The organism is Curtobacterium sp. Leaf261 (assembly GCF_001422205.1).
Classification (GTDB): Bacteria; Actinomycetota; Actinomycetes; order Actinomycetales; family Microbacteriaceae; genus Curtobacterium.
In genome coordinates, this window is sequence record NZ_LMMJ01000008.1 from 101,467 (window position 1) to 125,234 (window position 23,768).

At 71.7% G+C, this 23,768-nt stretch carries 22 protein-coding genes; 15 read left to right on the plus strand and 7 right to left on the minus strand.

All coding sequences use genetic code 11. The features are described 5' to 3' along the window. Positions 1 to 57: 57 nt before the first annotated feature. A complete protein-coding gene (locus tag ASF23_RS08725) occupies positions 58 to 1,728 on the minus strand; it encodes a dolichyl-phosphate-mannose--protein mannosyltransferase (protein ID WP_235510839.1) in 1,671 nt (556 codons plus the stop codon). 82 nt (positions 1,729 to 1,810) lie between these two features. On the opposite strand from ASF23_RS08725, the gene rsmI reads away from it, so the two are divergent. The 4 genes from rsmI (at position 1,811) to ASF23_RS08745 (ending at position 6,215) form a co-directional block, all read left to right on the plus strand. Beyond that, on the plus strand, positions 1,811 to 2,632 hold the full coding sequence (gene rsmI / locus ASF23_RS08730; protein WP_055951944.1) for a 16S rRNA (cytidine(1402)-2'-O)-methyltransferase: 822 nt from the start codon (positions 1,811 to 1,813) through the stop codon (positions 2,630 to 2,632). A 99-nt stretch (positions 2,633 to 2,731) separates the two neighbouring features. Then, a complete protein-coding gene (gene metG / locus ASF23_RS08735) occupies positions 2,732 to 4,306 on the plus strand; it encodes a methionine--tRNA ligase (RefSeq protein WP_055951947.1) in 1,575 nt (524 codons plus the stop codon). Further along, entirely contained in the window at positions 4,303 to 5,214 is a 912-nt protein-coding gene (locus ASF23_RS08740) for a TatD family hydrolase (RefSeq protein ID WP_055951949.1), read from the plus strand. Before metG ends, ASF23_RS08740 begins: the two co-directional genes overlap by 4 nt. Next, a complete protein-coding gene (locus tag ASF23_RS08745) occupies positions 5,211 to 6,215 on the plus strand; it encodes a ribosomal RNA small subunit methyltransferase A (RefSeq protein WP_055951952.1) in 1,005 nt (334 codons plus the stop codon). Before ASF23_RS08740 ends, ASF23_RS08745 begins: the two co-directional genes overlap by 4 nt. A gap of 154 nt (positions 6,216 to 6,369) precedes the next feature. Here the strand turns inward: ASF23_RS08745 and ASF23_RS08750 are convergent, their stop codons facing one another. Further along, positions 6,370 to 7,107, minus strand: coding sequence for an SDR family oxidoreductase (locus ASF23_RS08750; protein ID WP_055951953.1), 738 nt, complete (start codon positions 7,105 to 7,107; stop codon positions 6,370 to 6,372). A gap of 101 nt (positions 7,108 to 7,208) precedes the next feature. Between ASF23_RS08750 and ASF23_RS08755 the strand changes: the two genes are divergently transcribed. After that, positions 7,209 to 8,051 (plus strand): helix-turn-helix transcriptional regulator, encoded by an 843-nt coding sequence (locus tag ASF23_RS08755; RefSeq protein ID WP_055951956.1) that lies wholly within the window; start codon positions 7,209 to 7,211, stop codon positions 8,049 to 8,051. 84 nt (positions 8,052 to 8,135) lie between these two features. On the opposite strand, the gene ASF23_RS08760 is transcribed toward ASF23_RS08755, so the two are convergent. Continuing rightward, on the minus strand, positions 8,136 to 8,939 hold the full coding sequence (locus ASF23_RS08760) for a DUF3800 domain-containing protein (RefSeq protein WP_156364403.1): 804 nt from the start codon (positions 8,937 to 8,939) through the stop codon (positions 8,136 to 8,138). A gap of 62 nt (positions 8,940 to 9,001) precedes the next feature. Between ASF23_RS08760 and ASF23_RS08765 the strand changes: the two genes are divergently transcribed. The 4 genes from ASF23_RS08765 (at position 9,002) to ASF23_RS08780 (ending at position 13,711) form a co-directional block, all read left to right on the plus strand. Then, complete coding sequence (locus ASF23_RS08765) at positions 9,002 to 10,063, plus strand: ATP-grasp domain-containing protein (protein WP_055951962.1); 1,062 nt, start codon at positions 9,002 to 9,004, stop codon at positions 10,061 to 10,063. 144 nt (positions 10,064 to 10,207) lie between these two features. Further along, positions 10,208 to 11,248, plus strand: a complete 1,041-nt coding sequence (locus tag ASF23_RS08770) for an LLM class flavin-dependent oxidoreductase (RefSeq protein WP_055951965.1) — start codon at positions 10,208 to 10,210, stop codon at positions 11,246 to 11,248. A gap of 53 nt (positions 11,249 to 11,301) precedes the next feature. Beyond that, the gene (locus tag ASF23_RS08775) at positions 11,302 to 12,624 is read left to right on the plus strand and encodes an O-acetylhomoserine aminocarboxypropyltransferase/cysteine synthase family protein (protein ID WP_055953087.1); all 1,323 of its coding nucleotides are present in this window, start codon (positions 11,302 to 11,304) and stop codon (positions 12,622 to 12,624) included. 151 nt (positions 12,625 to 12,775) lie between these two features. Then, the gene (locus tag ASF23_RS08780; protein WP_055951968.1) at positions 12,776 to 13,711 is read left to right on the plus strand and encodes a 4-(cytidine 5'-diphospho)-2-C-methyl-D-erythritol kinase; all 936 of its coding nucleotides are present in this window, start codon (positions 12,776 to 12,778) and stop codon (positions 13,709 to 13,711) included. Between the two features lie 52 nt (positions 13,712 to 13,763). Here ASF23_RS08780 and ASF23_RS08785 read toward each other — a convergent pair whose 3' ends face one another. Further along, positions 13,764 to 15,485, minus strand: coding sequence for a glycosyltransferase family 39 protein (locus tag ASF23_RS08785; RefSeq protein WP_162236741.1), 1,722 nt, complete (start codon positions 15,483 to 15,485; stop codon positions 13,764 to 13,766). A gap of 128 nt (positions 15,486 to 15,613) precedes the next feature. Here ASF23_RS08785 and ASF23_RS08790 point away from each other — a divergent pair, with 128 nt between their 5' ends. The 6 genes from ASF23_RS08790 to ASF23_RS08815 are packed head-to-tail and all read left to right on the plus strand — an operon-like array spanning position 15,614 to position 20,648. Next, complete coding sequence (locus ASF23_RS08790) at positions 15,614 to 16,687, plus strand: ThiF family adenylyltransferase (protein ID WP_055951973.1); 1,074 nt, start codon at positions 15,614 to 15,616, stop codon at positions 16,685 to 16,687. Between the two features lie 45 nt (positions 16,688 to 16,732). Then, positions 16,733 to 17,185, plus strand: coding sequence for a TOBE domain-containing protein (locus ASF23_RS08795; protein WP_055951975.1), 453 nt, complete (start codon positions 16,733 to 16,735; stop codon positions 17,183 to 17,185). Continuing rightward, positions 17,182 to 18,006, plus strand: coding sequence for a molybdate ABC transporter substrate-binding protein (modA, locus tag ASF23_RS08800; RefSeq protein WP_055951978.1), 825 nt, complete (start codon positions 17,182 to 17,184; stop codon positions 18,004 to 18,006). The genes ASF23_RS08795 and modA overlap by 4 nt, the downstream gene beginning before the upstream one ends. A 41-nt stretch (positions 18,007 to 18,047) precedes the next feature. After that, the gene (locus tag ASF23_RS08805) at positions 18,048 to 18,836 is read left to right on the plus strand and encodes an ABC transporter permease (protein ID WP_055951980.1); all 789 of its coding nucleotides are present in this window, start codon (positions 18,048 to 18,050) and stop codon (positions 18,834 to 18,836) included. Then, the gene (locus ASF23_RS08810; RefSeq protein ID WP_055951983.1) at positions 18,833 to 20,044 is read left to right on the plus strand and encodes an ABC transporter ATP-binding protein; all 1,212 of its coding nucleotides are present in this window, start codon (positions 18,833 to 18,835) and stop codon (positions 20,042 to 20,044) included. Before ASF23_RS08805 ends, ASF23_RS08810 begins: the two co-directional genes overlap by 4 nt. 7 nt (positions 20,045 to 20,051) lie before the next feature. Continuing rightward, complete coding sequence (locus tag ASF23_RS08815; protein ID WP_055951984.1) at positions 20,052 to 20,648, plus strand: GNAT family N-acetyltransferase; 597 nt, start codon at positions 20,052 to 20,054, stop codon at positions 20,646 to 20,648. A 117-nt stretch (positions 20,649 to 20,765) separates the two neighbouring features. Here ASF23_RS08815 and ASF23_RS08820 read toward each other — a convergent pair whose 3' ends face one another. From ASF23_RS08820 to ASF23_RS08830, 3 genes are read right to left on the minus strand one after another with little or no spacing between them, the layout of a single operon-like run. Then, positions 20,766 to 21,023 carry a MoaD/ThiS family protein gene (locus tag ASF23_RS08820; protein ID WP_156364458.1) on the minus strand — a complete coding sequence of 86 codons (258 nt, stop codon included), beginning with the start codon at positions 21,021 to 21,023 and terminating at the stop codon, positions 20,766 to 20,768. A gap of 10 nt (positions 21,024 to 21,033) precedes the next feature. Continuing rightward, complete coding sequence (gene moaA, locus ASF23_RS08825) at positions 21,034 to 22,251, minus strand: GTP 3',8-cyclase MoaA (protein WP_082473969.1); 1,218 nt, start codon at positions 22,249 to 22,251, stop codon at positions 21,034 to 21,036. Continuing rightward, positions 22,248 to 23,717 (minus strand): glycosyltransferase 87 family protein, encoded by a 1,470-nt coding sequence (locus ASF23_RS08830; protein ID WP_055951990.1) that lies wholly within the window; start codon positions 23,715 to 23,717, stop codon positions 22,248 to 22,250. The genes moaA and ASF23_RS08830 overlap by 4 nt, the downstream gene beginning before the upstream one ends. Between the last annotated feature and the right edge of the window lie 51 nt (positions 23,718 to 23,768).

Sequence of the window (23,768 nt, forward strand, 5' to 3'; positions counted from 1 at the left end):
GCGCGGCCCGTCCGGCCCTCCGCGACAGAGGCCTGTCGGGTCCGGGTCAGGACCCGGTCAGAGCCACGATCGGAACCAGTAGTGCGACCGCACGAAGTCCCACGGGGTCTGGATCGCCGTCCACATCGGGTACCAGTACGCGCTCGCCAGCACGGCCACGCCGAGGAACACCCCGACCCAGAGGATCCCGCGCCGACGACGCGGGGTCGGATCGTCCCGTGACCCCAGTGCGAGCCCGAGCACGGCCGCGAGTCCGATCAGCATGTACGGCTCGAACGCGATCGTGTAGAACTGGAACACCGTCCTGCCGGCGTACATCAGCCACGGCAGGTACCCGGCGCCGACACCCATCGCGATCAGCCCGTACCGCCAGTCGCGACGGAGCACGAACAGCACGACGAGCACGATCACCGCGATGACCGACGCGTACCAGATGACGGGGTTCGCGATGCCGGTGATCGCCTCGCCGCAGCGGTCGGCCGTGCATCCACCGACGCCGGCGTCCTGCCCCTCGTAGTACATGCTCGTCGGACGGACCATCAGCAGCCACGTGAAGGGGTTCGCGGCGTACGAGTGCGGCGTGTGCAGGCCGATGTTGAACCCGTAGATCTCGGTCTGGTAATGCCACCAGTTCTGCAGGCTCGTCGGGACCCACGCGAGCACGCCGTGCCAGCGCTGGCCGCCGCCCTGGATCCACAGCCGGTCGTAGCCGCCGCTCGTCAGGAACCAGCCCGTCCACGACAGCAGGTAGACCACGCCCGCCACGGGGACCGTCAGCAGGAAGTTGACCGGACCCTGCTTCAGGAACGCGCTGCTGCTCCAGAACTCGATCCCCGCGCGGCGGCGCAGCATCATGTCCGTCAGCACGCTGTAGACGGCGAAGAACGCCAGGAAGTAGAGCCCGCTCCACTTGGTGCCCGTCGCGAGGCCGCACGCCGCTCCCATCGCGAACAGCCACGGGCGGAACCACAGCGCCGGGCCCCACAGGGTGTCGCGGCCCGCCAGCTCCCGCCGGACCACCCACGCGTCGAGGCGGCGCTCCGTCCACCGGCGGTCGAGGATCAGCGCCCCGAAACCGAGCAGTGCGAAGAACCCGACGATGCCGTCGAGCAGCGACACGCGGCTCATCACGATCGCCTGCCCGTCGATGGCCATCAGACCGCCGGCGATCGTGCCGACGAGCGTCGAACGGAAGAGGGAGCGCGCGATGACGGCCACCAGGAACACCGTCGCGATGCCGATCAGCGCCACCGCGATGCGCCAGCCCGCGGGGTCCTGGCCGTTGCCGAAGGCGAGCATGCCGAGGCCGATGAGGTACTTGCCGAGCGGCGGGTGCGCGATGAACTCGGCCGCGCTCGTGTAGAAGCCCGTGTCGCCGCCGACGAACCTTGTGTCGGTGGTGTTCGAGCCGGTCTCGGTCGAGGGCGGCCACGTGCCCTCGTACCCCAGGTGGGTGAGGGTCCAGGCGTCCTTGACGTAGTAGGTCTCGTCGAACACGAGCGCATCCGGGCGACCGAGGTCCCAGAGCCGCAGCACCGCGCCGAGCAGCGTCACCGCGAGCGGGCCGGTCCACCGCCAGAGCGCGAGTCGCCAGCCGACGCTGAGGACACGGCCCCACCAGGCGTCGAGACGGGTGCCGCGGGGCACGTCGAGCACGTCGGGGTCGCCACCCGTCGGAGCGGGGTCGGACCGCACGAGGAGCGCGTCCGTGTCCGGGCCTGTCGTCACCAGAGCATCCTATGGAAGATCATCGCCGTGGCCTGATGCGGAGCCTGCGATCGTGGACAGCGGATTCCGGGAGAATGAGACCGTGATCGTCCTCGCAGCGACTCCCATCGGCAACCTCGGTGACGCCTCCCGGAGGCTGATCGAGACGCTGTCGAACGCCTCGGTGATCGCCGCCGAGGACACCAGGACCACCGTGCACCTGCTCCGCGCGCTCGGGATCGAGAACCGACCGCGGCTCATCGCCCTGCACGAGCACAACGAACGGGAGCGCGCGGGCGAGATCGTCGAGGCCGCCAGGGAGGACGACGTCGTGGTGCTCACGGACGCCGGCATGCCCGCGATCAGCGACCCCGGGTTCCCGCTCGTGGCCGCCGCTGCAGCCGCGGGCGTGACGGTCACCGTGATCCCCGGCCCGTCCGCGGTGCTGGCGGCGCTCGCCGTTTCGGGACTCCCGACGGACCGGTTCGCGTTCGAGGGCTTCCCGTCCCGGAAGGGCGCCGAGCGCCGTCGGCAGTTCGCGGGGCTGGCCGGGGAGCAGCGCACGCTCGTCTTCTTCGAGTCCCCGCACCGGCTGGCCGACACGCTCGTCGACATGGCGTCCGGGTTCGGTGCCGAGCGGCCGGCAGCGGTGTGCCGCGAGCTCACGAAGCTGCACGAGGAGGTCCGGCGGGGCTCGTTGAGCGAGCTCGCCGAGTGGGCGGCCGAGGGTGTCCGGGGCGAGATCTGCGTGGTCGTCGGGGGTGCGTCCGACGAGTCGCTCGCGGTCGACCTCGCCGAGGGCGTGCGGCTCGTGCTGGCGCGGGTCGCTGCCGGGGCGCGCATGAAGGAAGCGTCGCAGGTCGTCGCCGACGCGACGGGACTGTCGCGCCGCGAGCTCTACGAGGGAGCACTGGCCGCCCGCTGACCGGCTGGGGAACCACCGGACTGGAGGCGCGGTGCCGGTTCTCCACAGCCTCCCGGCCCCGTCCGTAACCGGTCCGCAGGCCGCCGTAGGATGGTCCGCATGGCCGACGGCTCCGCGTTCTCGATCACGACGCCCATCTTCTACGTCAACGACGTGCCCCACATCGGGCACGCCTACACGGAGGTGGCGGCGGACGTCCTCGCGCGCTGGCACCGCCAGCGGGCCGACGACACCTGGCTGCTCACGGGGACGGACGAGCACGGCCAGAAGATCCTCCGGACGGCGTCGGCGCACGACGTCTCCCCGAAGGAGTGGGCCGACCGGCTCGTCGCCGACGCGTGGAAGCCGCTCCTCGACACGGTCGACATCGCCAACGACGACTTCATCCGCACCACGGACGAGCGCCACGAGCGCGGCGTCACCCTGTTCCTGCAGAAGCTCTACGACGACGGCTACATCTACGCCGGGGAGTTCGAGGGCTTCTACTGCGTGGGGTGCGAGGAGTACAAGCAGCCGAGCGACCTCGTCGCGGGCACCGGCGCCTACGAGGGCGAGCAGGTCTGCGCGATCCACTCGATCCCGGTCGAGGTCCTGTCCGAGCGCAACTACTTCTTCCGGATGTCCGACTTCGAGCAGCGCCTGCTGGACCTGTACGAGTCGAACCCGGACTTCATCCAGCCCGAGAGCGTCCGCAACGAGATCATCTCGTTCGTCAAGCAGGGCCTCAGGGACCTGTCGATCTCACGGTCGAGCTTCGACTGGGGCATCAAGATCCCGTGGGACACCGGCCACGTGCTCTACGTCTGGTTCGACGCGCTCCTGAACTACATCACCGCCGTCGGGTACGGCGTCGACGACGAGCAGTTCCGTCGTCGCTGGCCGAGTGTGCACATCGTCGGCAAGGACATCGCCCGCTTCCATGCCGTGATCTGGCCCGCCATGCTCATGGCCGCAGGGCTCGAGGTCCCGAAGCGCGTGTTCGGGCACGGCTGGCTGCTGGTCGGTGGCGAGAAGATGTCGAAGTCCAAGCTCACGGGCATCGCGCCCTCGGAGATCACCGACACGTTCGGCTCGGACGCCTTCCGGTACTACTTCCTCCGCGCGATCACCTTCGGCCAGGACGGCAACTTCAGCTGGGAGGACATCTCCGCCAGGTACCAGGCCGAGCTCGCGAACGGGTTCGGCAACCTCGCCTCCCGCATCGTCGCGATGATCGGTCGGTACTTCGACGGCGCCGTACCCGAGCGGGGTGCCCTGACCGACCTCGACCGCGCGATCGACGACCTCGGCGTCTCCGTCACCGAGCGTGCCGACGCAGCCGTCGCGGCCTTCGCACCGCACGACGCGATCAGCACCGTGTGGGAGCTCGTCGACGCCCTGAACGGCTACATCACCGAGCAGGAGCCGTGGGTGCTCGCCAAGGACCCCGCGGACCGCGAGCGTCTCGGCACCGTGCTCGTCACCGCGCTCCGTGGGCTCGGCACCATCGCCGTGCTGTCGGCACCGGTCATGCCGAAGGCCACCGAGAAGCTCTGGGCATCGATCGGCGCGGGTGGTTCGATCACCGAGCAGCGGGTCGACCGCGCCTACGAGTGGGCCGGTGCCGACCACGTCGTCCCCCTCGAGAGCGGGCTCTTCCCGCGGATCGAGCAGCCCGCCGTGGCGACGGCGTGACCGACCCCCATCTGCGCGCTCGTGGCAGCGACGACAGCGCACAGCACCGTGACCTGACCTACCCGCCGCTGCCCGAGGCGCTCCGGGTGCCGGTCTACGACAACCACACCCACCTGGAGATCGCCGACGGCGGCGAGAACGCCATCGACTACCACGAGCACCTCGACCGCGCGTCGAGCGTCGGCGTCCGCGGCGTCGTGCAGGTCGGCACCGACCTCGCGACCTCGCGCTGGTCGGCCGAGATCGCTGCCCGCGAGCCGCGCGTGCTCGCCGCCGTCGCGATCCACCCGAACGACACCCCGGAGCTCGAGGCGCAGGGGCTCCTCGACGAGCACCTCGCCGGGATCGACGAGCTCGCCGCCCTGCCCCGCGTGCGCGCCATCGGCGAGACCGGCCTCGACTTCTTCCGGACCGGACCCGAGGGCCGCGACGCCCAGGTCCGCGCGTTCGAGGCGCACATCCAGATCGCCAAGCGGCACGACCTCGCGCTGCAGATCCACGACCGCGACGCCCACGACGTCGTCGTCGAGACACTGCTCCGGGTCGGAGCACCGGAGCGGACCGTCTTCCACTGCTTCTCCGGAGGGCCGGACCTCGCGCAGCTCTGCGCCGAGCGAGGCTGGTACATGTCGTTCGCCGGCACCGTGTCCTTCAAGAACGCCGCGTCCCTCCGCGAGGCCCTCAAGGTCGCACCGCGGCACCTGATCATGGTCGAGACGGACGCGCCGTACCTCACCCCGACGCCGTACCGCGGTCGTCCGAACGCGCCCTACCTGATCCCGTTGACACTCCGCTCGATGGCCGAGACCATCGGCACGGACCCGTCGATGCTCGCCGCGCAGATCTCCTCGAACACCGAGGCCGTCTACGGCGCCTGGGACCGCGATCCGGTGACGGTGGACGAGTGAGCGATCCGGCCGGCGAGCCCCGCCGCGGCCGGCTCCTCGGTCCGGCAGAGATCCGGGACCTCGCGGAGCGGCTCGACGTCACCCCGACCAAGAAGCTCGGACAGAACTTCGTGCACGACGCGAACACGGTGCGTCGGATCGTCGCGGCGGCTGGGGTGACCGCGGACTCGCGTGTGCTCGAGATCGGGCCGGGGCTCGGGTCGCTGACGCTCGGACTGACCGAGACCGGCGCGGACGTCACGGCGGTCGAGATCGACCGCCGTCTCGCTGCGCAGCTCCCCGACACGGTGCGGCTCCTGCAGCCCGCGGCGCGGTTGCGGGTGGTGCAGCAGGACGCCATGACCGTCGGACCGGCCGACCTGGCCGGCAGCGTTGCGGACGGCGGCCCGGCGGATGGCGACGGCGCTGCGGACGGCGACCGCCCGGCGGACGGCGACGGCCCTGCGGGCGGCCTGGAGGCACGGGTCGCGTCCGCACCCGACCCCGCGCCGGACGCGGGCCGGCCCACGCACCTCGTGGCGAACCTCCCGTACAACATCTCGGTCCCGGTCCTGCTGCACCTGCTCGCCACGTTCCCGTCCCTCGAGCGGTCGCTCGTCATGGTCCAGGCCGAGGTCGGGTACCGACTGGCCGCGGACCCGGGGTCCAAGGTCTACGGTTCCCCGAGCGTCAAGGCGGCCTGGTACGGGTCGTGGCGGATCGCCGGGCAGGTCAGCCGGCAGGTGTTCTGGCCGGTGCCGAACGTCGACAGCGTCCTCGTCGGGTTCGAGCGGCACGACCAGCCGGGTGACGAGGCCCTGCGCGTCCAGGTGTTCGCCCTGGTCGACGGAGCGTTCCAGCAGCGACGCAAGATGCTCCGCCAGAGTCTGTCCGGGGTACTCGGCAGCAGCACACGCGCGGCCGAACTGCTCACTGCGGCAGGCATCGACCCGACGTTCCGTGGTGAGCAGCTCTCCGCGGACGACTTCGTGCGGCTCGGGCGGACGGTCCTCGCGGCCTGAGCGCTGGCTGCGGAGGCCACCGTCGTCCGCCCGCGTGTTCTGAACACCGCCGTCCGCCCCGAACACCGGGATACACGTGTTTGGGGTGGACGGACGTGTTCTGAACACGCCGCGCCCCCGCCGCGACCGACGCCGTGCCGTGCCGTGCCGTGGTTCAGTGCCCGGCCATCGCCGTCATGATGTGCGCCTGCGTGCCGTCGCGCTCCGACCACCGGAGCGGCAGGACGTTCTGCACGAGGATCTCGGGCGACGCCCCGGCCTCGAGCAGCGACATGACTTCGTCGAGGAAGTCCGACAGCGGCATCCCGCCGAAGTCGACCCCGGCGCCGCGCAGATCGGTCGCGACAGCCGGCGGGACGAGCTCGAGGACCTCGACGGGCGAGCCGACGAGCTGCTGGCGGAGCGAGAGGGTGTACGCGTGCACGCCGGCCTTCGTCGCGTTGTACGTCGGCACACCCGCCATGGGTGTGTACGCGAGCCCGGACGTCACCGTCATGACGGTTCCGGCGGGGCGGGTGAGCAGGTGCGACAGGAACGCGTCGATGAGCCGGATGGTGCCGAGCAGGTTCGTGGTGATCGTCGCCTCGGCGTCATCGATGTGCCCGGGGTCCCGGAGGTCCTCGTCGCGCATGATCCCCGACATCGTGACGAGGGTTTCCAGGTCAGGGTGGCGCTCGAGGACGGTGGCGGCCGCGGCGGTGATCGACGCCGGGTCCGCGACGTCGAGGAGCACCGTGTCGAAGCCGTGCTCGGCGGCGAGGGAGTCGAGCAGCTGCTGGCGACGGCCACCGATCACGACGGTGCTGCCGGCCTGCTGCAGGCGGAGGGCGAGACCGAGGCCGAGGCCCGAGGTCGCGCCGGGGATGAAGACGGTGCTGTTGGTGATGTCCATGGCACCGATCCTCCGCGCCCTCCCCGTGCCCGACGAGAGCGCGCCGATCGGGGGACCGGCGATCCCTGGCTCCTGGGGCTCGGACAGACGATGATCGTGGTGTGGACCGACCTGCACTCGCCGACTTCCTGCGCCGTCGCCGCGAACTCCTCCGTCCCGAGGACGTCGGGCTCGGCGAGGGTGCCCGCCGCCGGACGCCCGGCCTCCGCCGCGAGGAGGTCGCCGCCCTCGCCGGGATGAGCGTCGACTACTACACGCGGCTCGAACAGCAGCGGGGCCCCCAGCCGTCCGAACAGATGGTCGCAGCGATCGCGCGGGCGCTCCGTGTCTCCCTCGACGAGCGCGACCATCTCTTCCGCATCGCCGGGCACAATGCCCCGATCCGGGTCCGGCGCGACGAGCACGTCGCACCGGCACTCCTCCGGGTGCTCGACCGACTCGAGGACACCCCGTCGATCATCGTGAGCGACCTCGGCGAGACGCTGGTCGAGAACCGGCTCGCGATCGCGCTGCTCGGTTCGACGGCGGGGCTCACCGGCCCGGCCCGGTCGCAGGTCTGGCGGTGGTTCACCGACCCGTCGGAGCGTGCCCGCTACGCACCCGAGGAGCACGAGCACCTGCAGCGCGTGCAGGTGGCCACCCTCCGCGCGGCAGTCGGTGCGGCCGGCCCTGGGGATCGCCGTGCCGTCGACCTCGTGGCGGCGCTCGAGCGGACGAGCGAGGAGTTCGTCGCGACGTGGGCACTGCACGAGGTCGCGAGCCGATGGAGCGACCACAAGACGTTCGTGCACCCGGAGCTCGGCCGGATCGAGGTCGACTGTCAGGTGCTCCTCACCGAGAACCGCGCGCAGACACTGTTGCTCTTCACGGCGCCGCCCGGGTCGTCGGATGCGGAGAAGCTCGCCCTGCTGGGTGTGGTCGGTCAGCAGGCGTTCACACCCTGACCCGCACCACCTCGCGCTCGCGATTCCTACGGGCGACTCGGACCGGTATGGTCTCCTGTGCAGGACGCTTCGAGCCTCCCGCACCTAGCCAACGCCCCGCCTCGAGCGGGGCGTTGTGTTTGTCGGACACCAGACGTACTCCGCGATCGTCACGCTCCGGACGAGGCCAGCTATCCGGGCGACCGCAGCAGCAGAACGAGGATCCCGCTCAGGTACGGTGCGAGATCGGTTCAGGAAGTACGTCGCGAAGTCGGCTGCCTGCAGCATACGACTCTCGTGCGACGGCCCGAAGTAGATCGTGTCCGCAATCCGGTCCAGTGGACGCTTCGTCCATCCCGGAGCACTCTCCACCTTGAAGTTCCTCAGGCTCCTTCGGGCACCTGCAGCCGAATGATGTTCGTCGGCGAGCACGAGTCCGAGCTGATCGGGACGGTCGATCGACCCGAGCCGACCGTTCACCGCCTCGAGGAGCTGTGCGAGCGTGAGCAAGTGCGGCGGGTGCGCGTGCTGGCCGTATCGGAGTCGGAGCGCTTCGAGGTCGACACCCCGGAAGACGAAGACCGCGCCTGAGCGGGCGATGATCTTGGCGACGAGCGTGCACGCCTTCACGCGCCACCCGACCGGCACGCGCTTCCAGCCGTGCTCGCCGTGGAACATGTCGACGGCGTGGAACTCGGTCGCTGTGTCGAACCCCGGCACGTCGGCCGCGACCAGCTCTGCGACACGGTTGAGCCCGGCCTCGATCGAACGCGTCGCGTCAGCGTCCGCCATCAGCGCTCCGAAGAAGTAGAAGGCGTCGTCGCGGGCAGATTCGTCGATGAAGATCAAACGCACGTGTGGAGCGTAAAGCTGAAACTCCAGTTCTACATTCAGAAACAAATCTGTCATCGTGTTGCACCGTGTGACGGCTCCCCACTCCGCTCGACAGGACGCGTGCCTAGGCTGGGGCGGTGAGCACTCCGCGCGTGTACGTCATCCACGAGAACCCCGAGTGGTTCCCCCCGCTCGCCGCCGCCTTCGAGGCCGAGAGCGTCCCGGTCGGGGAGATCCTGCTGACGGCCGACAGCGGCACCGAGGGCACCAACGGCAACGATCAGCCGAGCACCGGCTCGATCGACCTCGCCGCGGACCCGGCGCCGGGCATCTACTGGTCCAGGATGTCCGCCAGCGCGCACACCCGCGGGCACGAGCACGCCAAGGAGTACACCCGCGCTGTCCTCGGATGGCTGGAGCGGGCGGGGCGCACGGTGGTCAACGGCTCCCACGTCCTCGAGCTCGAGGTGAGCAAGGTCGCGCAGCACGGACTCCTCCGGAACGCCGGGTTCGACGTCCCGCGGACGACCGCCGTGTTCGGCAAGGGTGACCTCGTGAGCGCCGCGGAGCGTTTCACCGCCGAGGCGCCCGGTCAGCCGTTCATCACGAAGCACAACCAGGGCGGCAAGGGCCTCGGCGTCCGGAAGTTCGACACCGTCGAGGAGCTCGCCGCGTACGTCGACAGCCCGGAGTTCGAGGAGCCGGTCGACGGCATCACGCTCCTGCAGGATTACCTGCTCGCCACCGAGCCGTTCGTCACGCGTATCGAGTTCGTCGGCGGTCGTTTCGTCTACGCCGTCCGGGTCGACACGAGCGCCGGCAGCTTCGAACTCTGCCCCGCCGACGCCTGCGAGGTCCCGACGCCCGGCCAGCAGGGGACCGCCGCGCCCGGCCAGCAGGGGACCGCCGCGCCCGGTCAGCAGAACGCAGACGCGGACCCGTTCTCGATCCGCGAGGACGTCACCGCGCGCCACCCCCTCGTCCAGCGCCTCGAGGCCTTCCTGGCCGACAACCGCATCGGCGTCGCGGGCATCGAGTTCATGGAGACGACCGACGGCCGGCACGTCGTGTACGACATCAACACGAACACGAACTACAACCCGGCGGTCGAGGCGACGAGCCCCGTCTCGGGTCCTCGCTCCATCGCGCAGTACCTCGGCGGCCTCCTGGCCGCCGAACAGGCGCTCCTCACCGCCTAGCCCGCGACCTCACAGGCCGCGACCGCGAAGGCCGCGGCCACCGAGGACGCGACCTCACACCGGACTGGAGGCACGGGGCACGCCCGCACCGCGCCTCCAGTCCGGAACGCACCCACCCACGCAACTCGACCCGGAAGATCCCACGTGCGATTCGGATACTGGACCCCGCTCTTCGGCGGCTGGCTCCGCAACGTCGACGACGAGCAGATGCCCGTCACCTTCGACTACGTCAAGCAGCTCGCGCAGCGGGCCGAGCAGATCGGGTTCGACCTGACGCTCGTCCCGGAGCTCAACCTCAACGACATCAAGGGGACCGCGGCGCCGAGCCTCGAGGCATGGGCCCTGGCGGCGGCGATCGCGGCGACCACCGACAAGCTCGAGATCATGGCGGCCATGCGTCCGGGGTACCACCTGCCGGCGGTGACGGCGAAGCAGGCGGCGACGATCGACGACATCTCCGGCGGGCGCTTCACGTTCAACGTCGTGAGCGCCTGGTGGGCGGAAGAGGCGCGTCAGTACGGCGGGATCTTCTCCGAGCACGACGACCGGTACCGTCGGACGGCCGAGTTCGTCGCGATCATGAAGGGCCTCTGGGCCGAGACCCCGTACTCCTTCTCGGGGGAGTACTACGCGATCGAGAACGCGCACCTCGAGCCGAAGCCCCGTGTGCAGCCCCGGATCTACGCGGGCGGCGAGTCGGAGGCCGGCAAGGCGAGCATCACCGAGTACGCCGACGCCTACGTGACGCACGGTGGGACGGTCGAGGAGCTCCGCACGAAGATCGCCGAGATGCGGCAGCGCCGGGTCGACGCGGGTCTGCCACCGTTCGAGGCGTTCGGCATGGCCGCGTACGCGATCGTCCGCGACACCGAGGAGGAGGCCCAGGCCGAGCTCGCCCGCATCACGGACGTGCAGCACGGCGCGGCGTACGAGTCGTACCAGGACTTCATCTCGAAGTCGCAGCTCGAGCGCGTGCCGAGCCTCGAGGACTACTCGGTGTCGAACCGCGGCCTCCGCCCCGGGTTCGTCGGCACACCGGAGCAGGTCGCCGCGCGTGTCCGGGAGTTCGAGGACGCCGGGGTCGACACCCTGCTCCTGCAGTTCTCACCGCAGCTCGAGGAGATGGAGCGCTTCGGTTCCCAGGTCATCCCGCTGCTCCGCGACGGGACCGGGCCGCTCGCGTGACCGACGAGACGGACGCGACCCGCGCCTCCAGTCCGGATCCGGACGATGCCGGACTGGAGGCCCGTCCCGCGTCCGGTGACGTCGGCTGGCGGTTCGAGACGCGGCAGATCCGCGCCGGGTTCTCGGAGGACCCCGGGTTCGGGGCGAACGTCCCGCCGATCGCGCAGACCGCGGCCTACGTCTACCCGTCGAGCGAGGACGCCGCCGCGCGGTTCATGCTCGACACCCCCGGGCACACCTACTCGCGGGTGAACAACCCGACGGCCGCGGCGCTCGAGCGGCGGATCGCTGACCTCGAGGGCGGGGTCGGGGCGCTCGCGACGGCATCCGGTCAGGCGGCCACGACCCTCGCGATCCTCGGGCTCGCCCGTGCCGGCGACCACATCGTCGCATCGGCATCGCTCTACGGCGCGACCTACACGCTCTTCGCGTCGACGCTGACCGACCTCGGGATCGCGTTCACGTTCGTGCAGGACCCGGACGACCTCGACGCCTGGCGCGACGCGATCCGACCGTCGACGAGGGCGCTCTACGGGGAGTCGATCCCGAACCCGCGCGGTGACGTCCTCGACTTCCGCGGGGTCGCCGACGTGGCGCACGAGGCCGGCGTCCCGCTCATCGTCGACAACACCATCGCGACGCCGTACCTCGTGCGACCGTTCGAGCACGGTGCGGACATCGTCGTGCACTCCGCGACGAAGTACCTCGCCGGGCACGGGTCGACCATCGCCGGGCTGCTGGTGGACGGCGGGACGTTCGACTGGGCGGCGCACACGCACGAGTACCCGCAGCTGACGACGATCGAGTCCGGGTTCGCGGGGACGAACTTCGCCGAGCGGTTCGGCAACCGGGCCTTCATCATGCGGACGCGGACCAAGCTCGCGGCGGACCTGGGGCCGGCGATCGCCCCGTTCAACGCCTTCCTCGTCCTGCAGGGCATCCAGACGCTGTCGCTCCGGATGGACCGGCACGTCGAGAACGCGCAGGCGGTGGCCGCCTGGCTCGAGGCCCGTGAGGACGTGCTCTCGGTGTCCTACGCCGGGCTGCCGTCGAGCCCCTGGTACGAGCGGGCGCAGCGGTACGTGCCGAAGGGTCCGTCGAGCGTCCTGGCGTTCGAGATCGCCGGCGGGATCGAGGCCGGACGACGGTTCGTCGGAGCGCTCGAGCTGTTCGACCACGTGTCGAACATCGGGGACGTCCGGTCGCTCGTCGTGCACCCGGCGTCCACGACCCACGTGCAGATGACGCCGGAGGCGCGGGCGGCGGCGGGGATCGGCCCGGGGCTCGTGCGGCTGTCGATCGGCCTCGAGCACATCGACGACGTGCTGGCGGACCTCGAGCGGGGTCTCGCGGTGGCGGGGTCGTCGGACGGCTGAGCCGGGCGGCGGGGCCTCCGGCGGGATCGGTCGTTTCCCTGCGAAAGCGACCGATCCGCTCGCGGTTCCGGCCCCGTCCGTCGCTTTCCCACGAAAGTGTCCGCGGGCACCCGGCGGGGAACGTGCATTCCAGCCGTTATAGGTTTGGTCCATGACGTTGCCCGCAGCGGAGACCAAGGTGCGGACCCGCGCCCCGGGCAAGATCAACGTCTACCTCTCCGTCGGTGCGCTGCAGCCCGACGGCTACCACGACGTCGCCACGGCGTACCAGGCGGTGTCCCTGTACGAGGACGTCGTGGCCGAGCACGCCGAGGACTTCTCCGTCCGGTTCACCGGGCCGATCGACACCTCGGACGTGCCGGTCGACGACTCGAACCTCGCACTCCGAGCCGCCCGCGCGGTGGCAGCGGCCTCCGGGTACACCGGCGGCGTGAAGCTCACCATCGAGAAGCAGGTGCCGGTCGCCGGGGGGATGGGCGGCGGGTCCGCGGACGCGGCGGCCACCCTGCTCGCCGTGGACACGCTCTGGGGCACGGCACTCGGTCGCGACGAGCTCCTGCGACTCGCGGCGGGACTCGGCGCCGACGTGCCGTTCGCGTTCGCCGGGGGCACCGCGATCGGGACCGGACGCGGGGACGAACTCAGCCCGGCACTCGCGCAGGGGCAGTTCTCCTGGGTGCTGGTGTTCTCGGACTACGGACTCTCCACGCCGGCCGTGTACACCGCCCTCGACGAGCACCGCGATCGGCACCGGACGGACATCGCACCCGTCCGCGACCTGCCCTACGTCGAGGCGAACGTGCTCCAGGCCATCCGCGCCGGCGATCCGGAACTCCTCGCGGAGTGCCTGCACAACGACCTGCAGGCCCCGGCGATGCACCTGCAGCCGGACCTCGCCGCGACCCTGGAGCTCGGGGAGCGGGCCGGTGCGCTCGCGGGCATCGTGTCCGGGAGTGGGCCGACGGTGGCCTTCCTCGTGACGGACACCGATGCGGCGCTCGACGTGCAGGTCGCCCTGAGCGCGATGGGACTCACGGTGGTGCGGGCGACGGGCCCCGTGCACGGCGCCCGCGTCGTCCCGCGCTGAGCGGACGCCTGCGCCTGCTCACGCGGTTCGAACCAGCCGGCTCGGCGACGGGCTACCGCGGTGCCCGGGTGTACTCGCTGACGACGGTGGTGCCCGCCATCCACTCGTGCGACTCCGTGAACCCCTCGGCCTCGAGTGTCGTCGTGAGCTCGTGCCGGATGCTGCGGGACTTCGCGCCGAGGTACCAGACGGTGTCGATGTCGCCCAGTCGCGAGGGCACCGTCGTCGTGATGTCGCCGTTCGTGTCCCAGAGCTGCCCGGTCTGAGCGCCGGAGGTCGTCGCCGCGAGGTCCGTCATCCCGGCGAAGGCCGTCGGGTAGGTGTCGCGGATGATCTGCGTCGTCGTCGACGGGTGCTGCCAGACACTCCCGAACACGACACCCTCGTCGGCATCGGGCGCGAGGGAGCGCTGCCGTTCCACGATCGCCGCGGCGTTCGCCCAGTGCGAGTCCTGCTTGGAGTGCGGGGTCTTCACGGCGACGGTGGTCGGGATCGAGATGGCCACCAGCGCGAGCACCGCGATCGCGAGGGTCACCCTGGGCCGGATCGCGGTCAGCGCGAGACCGATGAGCAGCGCCACGAACGGCAGGCTCAGCGTGGCGTACTTGGGGGAGTAGAGGTGCTCACCGGCTGCCGTGACGATGAGGAGCAGCGCGGTCGGCACGACGACGAGCGGCAGGACGACACGGACCGCCTGGGCCCGCAGGAGCTCCCGGGCGGTCGGTGCGGCCCCCCGGGCGGCACGGAGCACCAGGACGACCGCGAGCACCATGCAGAGCCACGCGACGGTCGCGAAGAGGGTGGAGCCGCCGAACCAGGCGGTCCGGAAGACCTGGCGGACCGTACCGGGTCCGACAGCGCCGATCCACGCGACCTGCGTGGACTGCCGCATCACGAGGACGACGACCGGGACGACGAGGACCGCTGCGACGACACCGGCGACGAGCCAGCCGCGACTGACCCGCCAGCTGACGAGTGGCGGATCGACCAGACCACCCACGGTGCCCCGGCCGAGCGCTGCTCCGCCGACGTCGGCCGCCCGGTCGGCACGCCCTGCTGCGGCGCGCTGCGCGAGGAGCGTCCACACGAGTGCGACACCGTGCGCCACGACGACGAGCGCCAGGTAGACGTTGAAGGTCACCGCGACGGCCGCGACGGCGCCGTAGCCGATCCACCAGCCGAGGCCCGCTCGCGACCACGGGACCCCGCCGCGGGTGCGTCGGACGGCGGTGAGCCCGACGAGGGTCAGGGCGACGGACAGCGTGGTGATCGTGGCGTACGGGCGTCCTTCGCCGCCGGCCCAGACGACGCGCGGGAGCACGAGGAAGGCGATGCCGCTGACGACACCGAGCCGGGTGCCACCGATCCGGCGTCCGACCGCGACGACGAGCCCGGCGGCGACCCCGACGGCGAGTGCGCTCGGCAGGCGGAGTGTGAACGGGGTGTACCCGACGAGCCAGAACCAGGCGTGCATGAGCGCGTAGTAGAGGCCGTGGACCGCGTCGACGTGCTGGAGTTCCGCCCAGAGTGCCGCCCAGGACCTCGTCGCACTGGTGACGGTGGCACCCTCGTCGTACCAGAGCGAGGGGACCCAGGCGAAGACCGCCGAGACGAGGAACGCGAGCGCGCCGACCGTGATCTCCGGGACGCGGACGGCGGTGGTCGCGACGGCGACGACGGTCTCGCGCACCGACGAGCCCGTGAGCGCACGCAACGACGACCCGGCGCGCGACGGGCGCTGGACGCTGATGCTGTCGGTGTGCGGAGAACTCACGGGACGGAGGCTACGCACCGGATCTGGGCAGATGCTCTCCCGCGACGGCACTGCTCGCTGAGAATCCACACCCTGTTCTTCGGAGCGGACGTCCATACAGAGGGATGCTCGGTGGCTATGGTGACGGGATGGAGCCGCTCGTCGAACCCGCGCCGGCACTCTCCGCTGCGCGGCGGCGACTCGGATCGCGCACCGCTGCACTCCGCGGCGTCGGGGAGCCGGGTCTCCGCCGTCTCGCCGCGACCCGCGTGCTCGTGGTGGGCGCCGGGGGACTCGGGGCACCCGTCGTGGCGCTGCTCGCCGGGAGCGGGCTCGCGCGCCTGACGGTGGTCGACCCGGACGTGGTGGACGCGTCGAACCTCGCGAGGCAGACGCTCTTCACGTCCGAGGACGTCGGTGCCCCGAAGGCCGGGGTCGCCGCGGCCCGTGCCCGGCTCGTGGACCCCGAACTCGACGTCAGGGCGGACGTCACCGCCCTCGACGCGGACAACGCCGCCGAGCTCGTCGCCGGCCACGACGTCGTGGTGGACGCCGCCGACGGTGTCGCCGTGACCCGTGCCGTCTCCGACGCCTGCGCCGATGCCGGGATCCCGTTCGTGTGGGGATCCGCCCTCGCGACGGACGGTCAGGTCGCGGTGTTCTGGGACGCCGCCCCGTCCGGAGCGGTGGACTTCCACGACCTGCACCCGGACCCGTTCCTCGATGACGGCTCGTGCGCCGTCGACGGCGTGCTCCCGGCACTCTGCACCGTGGTCGGCGGGGTGATGGCGGCGCAGGTCGTGGCGCTCGTCACCGGTGTCGGCGAACCGCTGCTCGGCCGCGTCCTGACGGTGGACGCCGCCACGTGGACGTTCGTCGAGAGTGCCCTGCGACGCGGGCCGACGTCGCGACGCCCGCCGCGCCTCCAGGCCGTTCCTGCCGCACCGCGGCTGTCGCCCGCCGGACTGGAGGCACGGCTCGCGTCCGGCGCGCCACTGGCGGTCGTCGACGTGCGCACCGACGCGGAGCGCGCCGACGGTGTGATCGCCGGCAGCGTGACCCCCGCGGAGTTGCCGGACGGTGTGCCGGTCGTCGTCTACTGCGCACGGGGGCCACGAGCCGACGCCTGGGCGCTCGGTGCCGGTGCCGGGCGCGACGTGCAGGTGCTCGACGGCGGTGTCGCGGCCTGGATCCGCGAGGACCGGCCGCTCGTCACGCCTTGATCGAGGTCCCTGTTGCGCCGCAGATGCGGATAGGGTGATCACATCATGACGCAACTGCGGATCCGCGATGCAGCCACCTACCTCGGCGTGAGCGACGACACCGTCCGACGACTCGTCGACGGCGGCACGTTCACACGGTTCGCCGACGACGCCGGACGTGCGGTCGTCGACGGCCGCGAGCTCGCCGAGTACGGCAAGGAGCGGGCCACGCAGCTGGCCGACCCGGCCTCGGCGGTGCACAGCTCGGCGCGGAACCGGTTCGTCGGGATCGTCACCGACGTCGTCGCCGACCGGGTGATGGCGCAGGTCGAGCTGCAGTGCGGGCCGCACCGCGTCGTGTCGCTGATGAGCGCCGAGGCGGTGCGTGACCTCGGGCTCGAGGTCGGGTCCGTCGCCGTCGCGGTCGTCAAGGCGACGATGGTGGTCGTCGAGGCCGCACCCGTCGAGGCCGCCGGGGCCGCACCGGTCGTCGAACCAGAGCACGAGGGAACCGAATGATCTGCACCAGCCGTCCACTCGTCGCGATCGGCACTGCGGTCGTCGCCGTGCTCGCGCTCGCCGGCTGCTCCTCGAACGGCTCGTCGTCCTCGTCCGCCGACGCGTCGTCGTCCGGCTCCGCGTCGTCGTCGCGCTCGGCCGGTCCGACCGGGGACATCACGGTGTTCGCGGCGGCGTCGCTCCAGCAGACCTTCACGGAGCTCGGCACGCGGTACGAAGCGGCGCATCCCGGGACGACGATCACGTTCTCCTTCGCTGGGTCGAGCGACCTCGTCACGCAGATCCAGGCCGGAGCCCCCGCCGACGTGTTCGCCGCCGCGGACGAGGCGAACATGGCCAAGCTCGCCAGCACCGACCTGGCGTCCGGTTCGCCGCAGGACTTCGCGAAGAACGTCCTCGAGATCGCCGTGGCCCCCGGCAACCCGAAGAAGGTGACGAGCTTCGACGACCTCGCCGGCTCGGACCTCCAGGTCGTCGTGTGCGCTGCCCCGGTGCCGTGCGGTGCCGCGACGCAGGAGGTCGAGACCGCCACGGGCACGACGCTCACGCCCGTGAGCGAGGAGCAGTCCGTCACCGACGTCCTCGGCAAGGTGGAGTCCGGGCAGGCCGACGCCGGGCTCGTCTACGTGACCGATGTGCAGGGCGCCGCCGGCAAGGTCGACGGCGTGCGGTTCCCGGAGAGCGACGAGGCCGTGAACACCTACCCGATCGGTGTGCTCAAGGAGAGCCAGAACCCGACGCTCGCCGCGGCCTTCATGTCGTACGTCCGGTCGTCGGCCGGGCAGAAGGTGCTCCGGGCGGCGGGCTTCCAGAAGCCGTGACGTCACCTGCCGGGGTAGCCCGGGGTGGCCAGCGGACCAGCGTGGTCCGGCCGGCGCTCCCGTGGTGGCTGCCCGTCCCGGCGGTGCTCGGCGGCCTGTTCGTCGTCGTCCCGGTGCTCGCGATGATCGGCAACGTGCACTGGGCGTCGTTCGGTGCGCTCGTGACCTCGCGGTCCTCGCTGACGGCGCTCGGGCTGAGCGTCGGGACGGCTGCCGCGGCGACCGGGGCGTCCTTCGTTCTGGGGTTCCCGCTCGCGGTCGTGTTCGCCCGGTCGACAGCCAGGTGGATCGGGGTGCTCCGTGCCGTGGTGCTGCTGCCCCTCGTGCTGCCGCCGGTCGTCGGTGGGCTCGCGCTCCTCGCGGCGTTCGGACGGATCGGGCCGGTCGGGTCGTTCCTCGCCGACCACGGTGTCCGCATCGCGTTCACGACCACCGCCGTGGTCATCGCCCAGACGTTCGTCGCGATGCCGTTCCTCGTCACCGCGATCGAGGGGGCACTCCGGGTCTCCGGCGGGCGGTACGAGCGGGTCGCCGCGACGCTCGGAGCCGGGCCGACGCGGGTGTTCCTGACCGTGACCGCACCGCGGGTCCTGCCGGGGATCGTGTCCGGGCTCGTGCTCTGCTTCGCGAGGGCGCTCGGCGAGTTCGGTGCGACGCTGACGTTCGCCGGCAGTCTCGAGGGCGTCACGCGGACCCTGCCGCTCGAGATCTACCTGCAGCGGGAGATCGATCCGGACACGGCGGTCGCCCTGGCGCTCGTCCTCGTCGTGGTCGCGATCCTCGTCATCGGCTCGTCGTCGGTGCGCTGGCGGCGGGAGGCCCTGGCGTGAGCGCCGCAGGTCGCATCCGGTTCGTCCTCGTGGCTCGTGGTCTCGACGTCGACCTGGAGATCGAGCAGGGCGAGACCGTCGCGCTCATCGGTCCGAACGGTGCCGGCAAGTCCACGGTCGTCGACGTCGTCGCGGGACTCGTCCGACCGGACGCCGGCGAGATCGCGCTCGCCGGGCGGACGGTGTTCGCGGACGGACGGGTCCGGGTCTCCTCGTACAGCCGCCGGATCGGCATGGTCGGTCAGGAGCCGTCGCTCTTCCCGCACCTGTCCGTCCTCGACAACGTGGCGTACGGTCCGCGTGCCTCGGGGTCCTCGCGGTCGTCGTCCCGCACCAGGGCGCACGAGGGGCTCGTCGCGGTCGGTGCGGATCACCTCGCTCACCGGCGCCCGAGCACGCTCTCGGGCGGGCAGGCGCAGCGGGTCGCGATCGCCCGGGCGGTGGCGACGGACCCCGCACTCCTGCTCCTCGACGAACCGACGTCGGCACTCGACGTCGCGGCGCAGACCGAGGTCCGTGCGGCGATCGCGGAGGTGCTCGTCGGACGGAGCGCGCTGCTCGTGACGCACGACCCGCTCGAGGCGATGAAGCTGGCGGATCGGGTGGTGGTGCTCGAGGGCGGGCGCATCGTCGAGGCGGGACCGGTCGACACCGTTCTGCGGCGGCCGAGGAGCGGGTTCGGTGCGGCATTCTCCGGGCTCGCACTGCTCCGAGGGACTGCGGATCCGTCGGGCATCCGGCTCGCCGACGGCACCCTCGTGGCGGCTGCCGAGGTCGACGCCGCCCCGGGGAGCTCGGCGATCGCGGCGTACCACCCGACGGCCGCGCGGCTGATCCGGTCCGACGCTGGTCCGGGGGAGGGGTGGACGCGTGTCGCCCGCACCGTCGACCGGCTCGAGCCCCGCGACGGTCTGGTCCGGGTGGTCGCGGGGGAGTTCGTGGTCGATGCGACCGTGCGTGCGGTGCAGGTGGCGGACGCGAGGGTCGGCGCCGTGGTGACCGTGGGCCTCCCGGCCGATGAGGTGACCGTCTCGCCGGCGCGACCCGCGCGGCGTGACGGCTCGGCCTGTTCGGTCTGGAGGCGCGGTGCGGCTCCCACAGACCGGTTCGGGACATCGGGACGCGGTCGTTCGTTGCTCGCGTGTCCCGAACACGTCGGCGGTCCGGCCGTGCTGCCCGTCGGTGGCCGAGGTCACGCGCTGCCATAGTGGACCCGTGCCCGGGGAACACGAAACCGTCCAGTCCACCGATCCGCGAGCGGCCGACCTCGCCGCCGCAGGGTGGCGGGTCGTCGCGGAGTCATGGGGTGCGCGGATGCGGCTCGCCGACCCGCCGGACCTCGGGGCAGCCCGCGCGGCAGTGCGTGCGGCGACACCGCTCGGGTACGACGTCCGTGAGCTCGGGCCGGAGTGGGCTGCAGCCGTCATGGATCTCGAACGCGCAACGCACGACGACTACCCGGCGGGACCGGCGACCTCGGTGCCGGAGCGGACCGAGGACGACGTCCGTGCGCTCTGGACCAGCGGGGCGCGGGTGTTCGGTGCCGTGCGCGGCGGTGAGCTCGTCGCGGTGACCGTCGCCCGGCCAGGGGACGACCGCGCCGAGACGGACTTCACGTCGGTGCGGCGCGATCACCGGCGGCAGGGACTGGCCGTCGCGGTGAAGGCTGCGTCGATCATCGCGCTCGCCGAGGACGGTGCGCGGGTGTTCGGCACGGGCGGGGCCCAGGTGAACGCCGGGAGCATCCGGATGAACGAGCGCCTCGGCTACCGGATCGAGGAGCGCTGGCTCTCGTTCGGGCCGCCCGAGTGACCGATCCGCGTCAGGACACACCACTTCGGGACATCCGGCCGCGTCCGTTCACTGTCCGGATGTCCCGAATCGGTGGGGTGAGTGAGGATGCCCTGCCCGCCACCAGCCCTTCGCCCCTCAGCCCCCGGCGAAGGGCGGCATCACGTCGACGAGCTCGACGCCCACCAACGATGCCGAACGATCGCGCGTCGTGACCCCGTCGACGAGGTACGAGCACCGCTCCTGCAGGGACTCCCAGCGCGCGGGGTCCGCAGCGACCACCGCACCGAGCGCCGAGCCGAGGGTGACCGCCCCGCCCGGCACCGACGTCGACGACACCGGCACCGACATGGACGACACCCCGACCGCCGCCCGGGCCGCCGCGAAGAACCGCATCGTGGTCACGTCATCCCCCGATCGCGGACATCGAGCGCGCCGGCTGGACGATCCCGTCGTGGTCCGTGCCGTGGTCCCGCGGCTTCGCCCACATCGCCCGCCGCCAGACGTCAGCCAGCTCGTCGTCGGACGCGCCCGCTCGCGCGGCGTCGAGCAGGGACGTCTCCTCGTCGGAGAACAGGCAGCTCCGGACGTGGCCGTCGGCCGTCAACCTGGTCCGGGTGCAGTCGGCGCAGAACGACTCGGTGACGCTGGCGATGATCCCGACGGTCCCGAGCGATGCCCCGGTCGCCGGACCGCCAGCCACATCGGCCACACCAGCGACACCGGCGACACCGGCGCCGCGCACGAACACGTCGTACCGCTCGGCGGGCGCCCCGTCCCGAGGAGCAGGGTGCGGCCGCAGCACGAACCGCTCGCCGAGGAGCGCCCGTGTCTCGGCAGCCGTCACCATCGTCGACCGGTCCCAGCTGTGTCCGGCGTCGAGGGGCATCTGCTCGATGAACCGCAGCTCGTACCCGCGCGACAGACACCACGCCAACAGCGAGGCCGCCTGGTGGTCGTTCTCCCCGCGGAGGAGCACGGCGTTCACCTTGACGAACATCCCCGTCTCGTGCGCGGCGACGACCCCCGCCAGGACCCGGTCGAGGAACGGTCGCCGCGTCATCGTCGCGAAGGTGTCGGGGTCGATGGTGTCGAGCGAGACGTTGATCCGGTCGAGGCCGGCGTCGGCGAGCGTCTGCGCCCGGGATGCGAGACCGATCGCGTTCGTCGTGAGGGAGAGCTCGGGCCGGTCCGGAAGCGCAGCGCACGCGCGGACGATGTCGACGAGGTCCGCGCGGAGCAGCGGCTCACCGCCGGTGAACCGCACCTTGCGGACACCGAGGTCGCGCACGCCGATCCGGACGAGGCGCGCGATCTCGTCGGCGGTCATCATGGCATCCGCCGGCCCGACCGGCAGCCCCTCGGCGGGCATGCAGTACGTGCAGCGGAGGTTGCAGCGCTCGGTGAGCGAGACGCGGAGGTCGATCCCGCGGCGGCCGAACCGGTCGACCAGGCCCGGTACGTCGGGACGGGGGCCGCCGTCGGGAACGGGAGCAGGGCCTCCAGACCGTCCGGAACCGGCTGGTCCGGCGGAGCCGGGAGGCGGACTGGAGGGACGGATCGCGTCCGCCCCGATCGTCCCGTTCCCGATGCCACGGCGGGGCATGCCGAGGTCGATGCTCATGGAGCGAGGATACGTCGGCCCACCAGCAGGTTCGCCCAACGCCGCCACTCCGAGCGGGGTGTGCGGACCAGCGTCACGACGACGATGACGATGATCGCACCGAGGAGCCACCACCGGTACGCGTCGGTGTTCGGCCACATCTGACGCACGGTGATCGCGAGCCCGAGCGCCATCCACTCCCACCGGCCGGACAGCACCACGAAGGGGATCATGAGCAGTGCGTACCAGGGGTAGCGCGGGGTGACGGCGAGGAAGGTCACGCCGATCATCAGCACCTGGGCGCTCCAGGGACGAGCGGGATCGGCGAGCCGCCACGCGAGCACGGCGGCCACGAGCACGACGACGCCGACGACCACCGTCGCAGCCGTCCCCGAGGTGACGAGCGACACGAGGGCGTACCGGGAGCCGTCCTCATAGCCCTCCTCGGTGAGGTAGCCGGGCAGGTAGCCGAGCACCTCGGGCCCCGTCGAGACGACGTACGGCACGTACAGCACCGCGAACACGACGACGCCGACGAGCGCTGCGAGCCATCCGCGCGCACGCCCGAGCAACGCCGGGAACGCGATCGCGGGGATCAGCTTCGAGCTCGTCGCGGCCCCCAGGGCGATCCCGCCCCAGATCGGTCTGCCGTACGCCACGAGCACCGCCCCGGCCGTCGCCAGGGCGGCACCGATGACGTCGACGTGCGAGTTCGTCACCGCCTCGGACAGCACGAGCGGGCACCACGCCCAGAGCGCCGCCCACCACGGGGAGCGCCCGGAGCGACGGAGGACGGCGAGCAGCCCGAGTGTGACGCCGAGCGAGACGACGAGCCCGGCGAGCTGCATCGGCCAGTACGTCGCGGTCACCGGCACGACGCTCCGGACCAGCGCGAACCAGAGCTCGGCCATCGGCGGGTAGATCGTCGGCACGTCCGGCCGGTTGATCGGGGTGCACAGCCGGTGGTTCGTGAGGGTGTCGCGCCCGGTCTGGATCCGGTCCCCGGGGCAGTAGGTCGGGCCGTCGAACTGCGGGACGACGTGCGCGGTCGGACTTCCGAACAGCCAGTCCGGGCGGATCCCGGCCAGGGCGTGGGCGCCGGGGGTGTGTGCGTACGGGGAGATGCCGTGGAGCTGCACGATGCCGTCCCAGGCGTACCGGGCGGAGTCCGAGCTCGTGTTCGGCTGCCCGACCATCGCCGCGAGCCCGAGGACGACGGCACCCGCGACGACCAGCCACGTGGCCTGTCGGCGGGGCACGAACCGGAGCGCGAGCACCGCCAGGACGAACACCACCCAAGCGATCAGGGTCCACGTGACGAATGCATGTCGATGACCCGAACGGAGGTAGCCGAGATGCGTCACACCGAACGCGACGACCGCCGCGAGCACCAGCACGCCCACGGCGGCCACGATGGTCCACGTCCGGGAGCGATCACGGAGACCGGGTCCGGTGGCGCGACGGACGACGGCGGGCTGCGAGGGCATGGTCCGTCGAGGCTACCGGGCGGCGTCGCGTCGTCCGGCGTCGATGCCATC

Coding starts and splice junctions, on each gene's coding strand:
- metG (WP_055951947.1), top strand. CDS start 2,732: ATGGCCGACGGCTCCGCGTTCTCGATCACGACGCCCATCTTCTACGTC.
- ASF23_RS08750 (WP_055951953.1), bottom strand. CDS start 7,107: ATGGACATCACCAACAGCACCGTCTTCATCCCCGGCGCGACCTCGGGC.
- ASF23_RS08760 (WP_156364403.1), bottom strand. CDS start 8,939: ATGACAGATTTGTTTCTGAATGTAGAACTGGAGTTTCAGCTTTACGCT.
- ASF23_RS08780 (WP_055951968.1), top strand. CDS start 12,776: ATGACGTTGCCCGCAGCGGAGACCAAGGTGCGGACCCGCGCCCCGGGC.
- ASF23_RS08790 (WP_055951973.1), top strand. CDS start 15,614: ATGGAGCCGCTCGTCGAACCCGCGCCGGCACTCTCCGCTGCGCGGCGG.
- ASF23_RS08795 (WP_055951975.1), top strand. CDS start 16,733: ATGACGCAACTGCGGATCCGCGATGCAGCCACCTACCTCGGCGTGAGC.
- modA (WP_055951978.1), top strand. CDS start 17,182: ATGATCTGCACCAGCCGTCCACTCGTCGCGATCGGCACTGCGGTCGTC.
- ASF23_RS08820 (WP_156364458.1), bottom strand. CDS start 21,023: ATGCGGTTCTTCGCGGCGGCCCGGGCGGCGGTCGGGGTGTCGTCCATG.
- moaA (WP_082473969.1), bottom strand. CDS start 22,251: ATGAGCATCGACCTCGGCATGCCCCGCCGTGGCATCGGGAACGGGACG.
- ASF23_RS08830 (WP_055951990.1), bottom strand. CDS start 23,717: ATGCCCTCGCAGCCCGCCGTCGTCCGTCGCGCCACCGGACCCGGTCTC.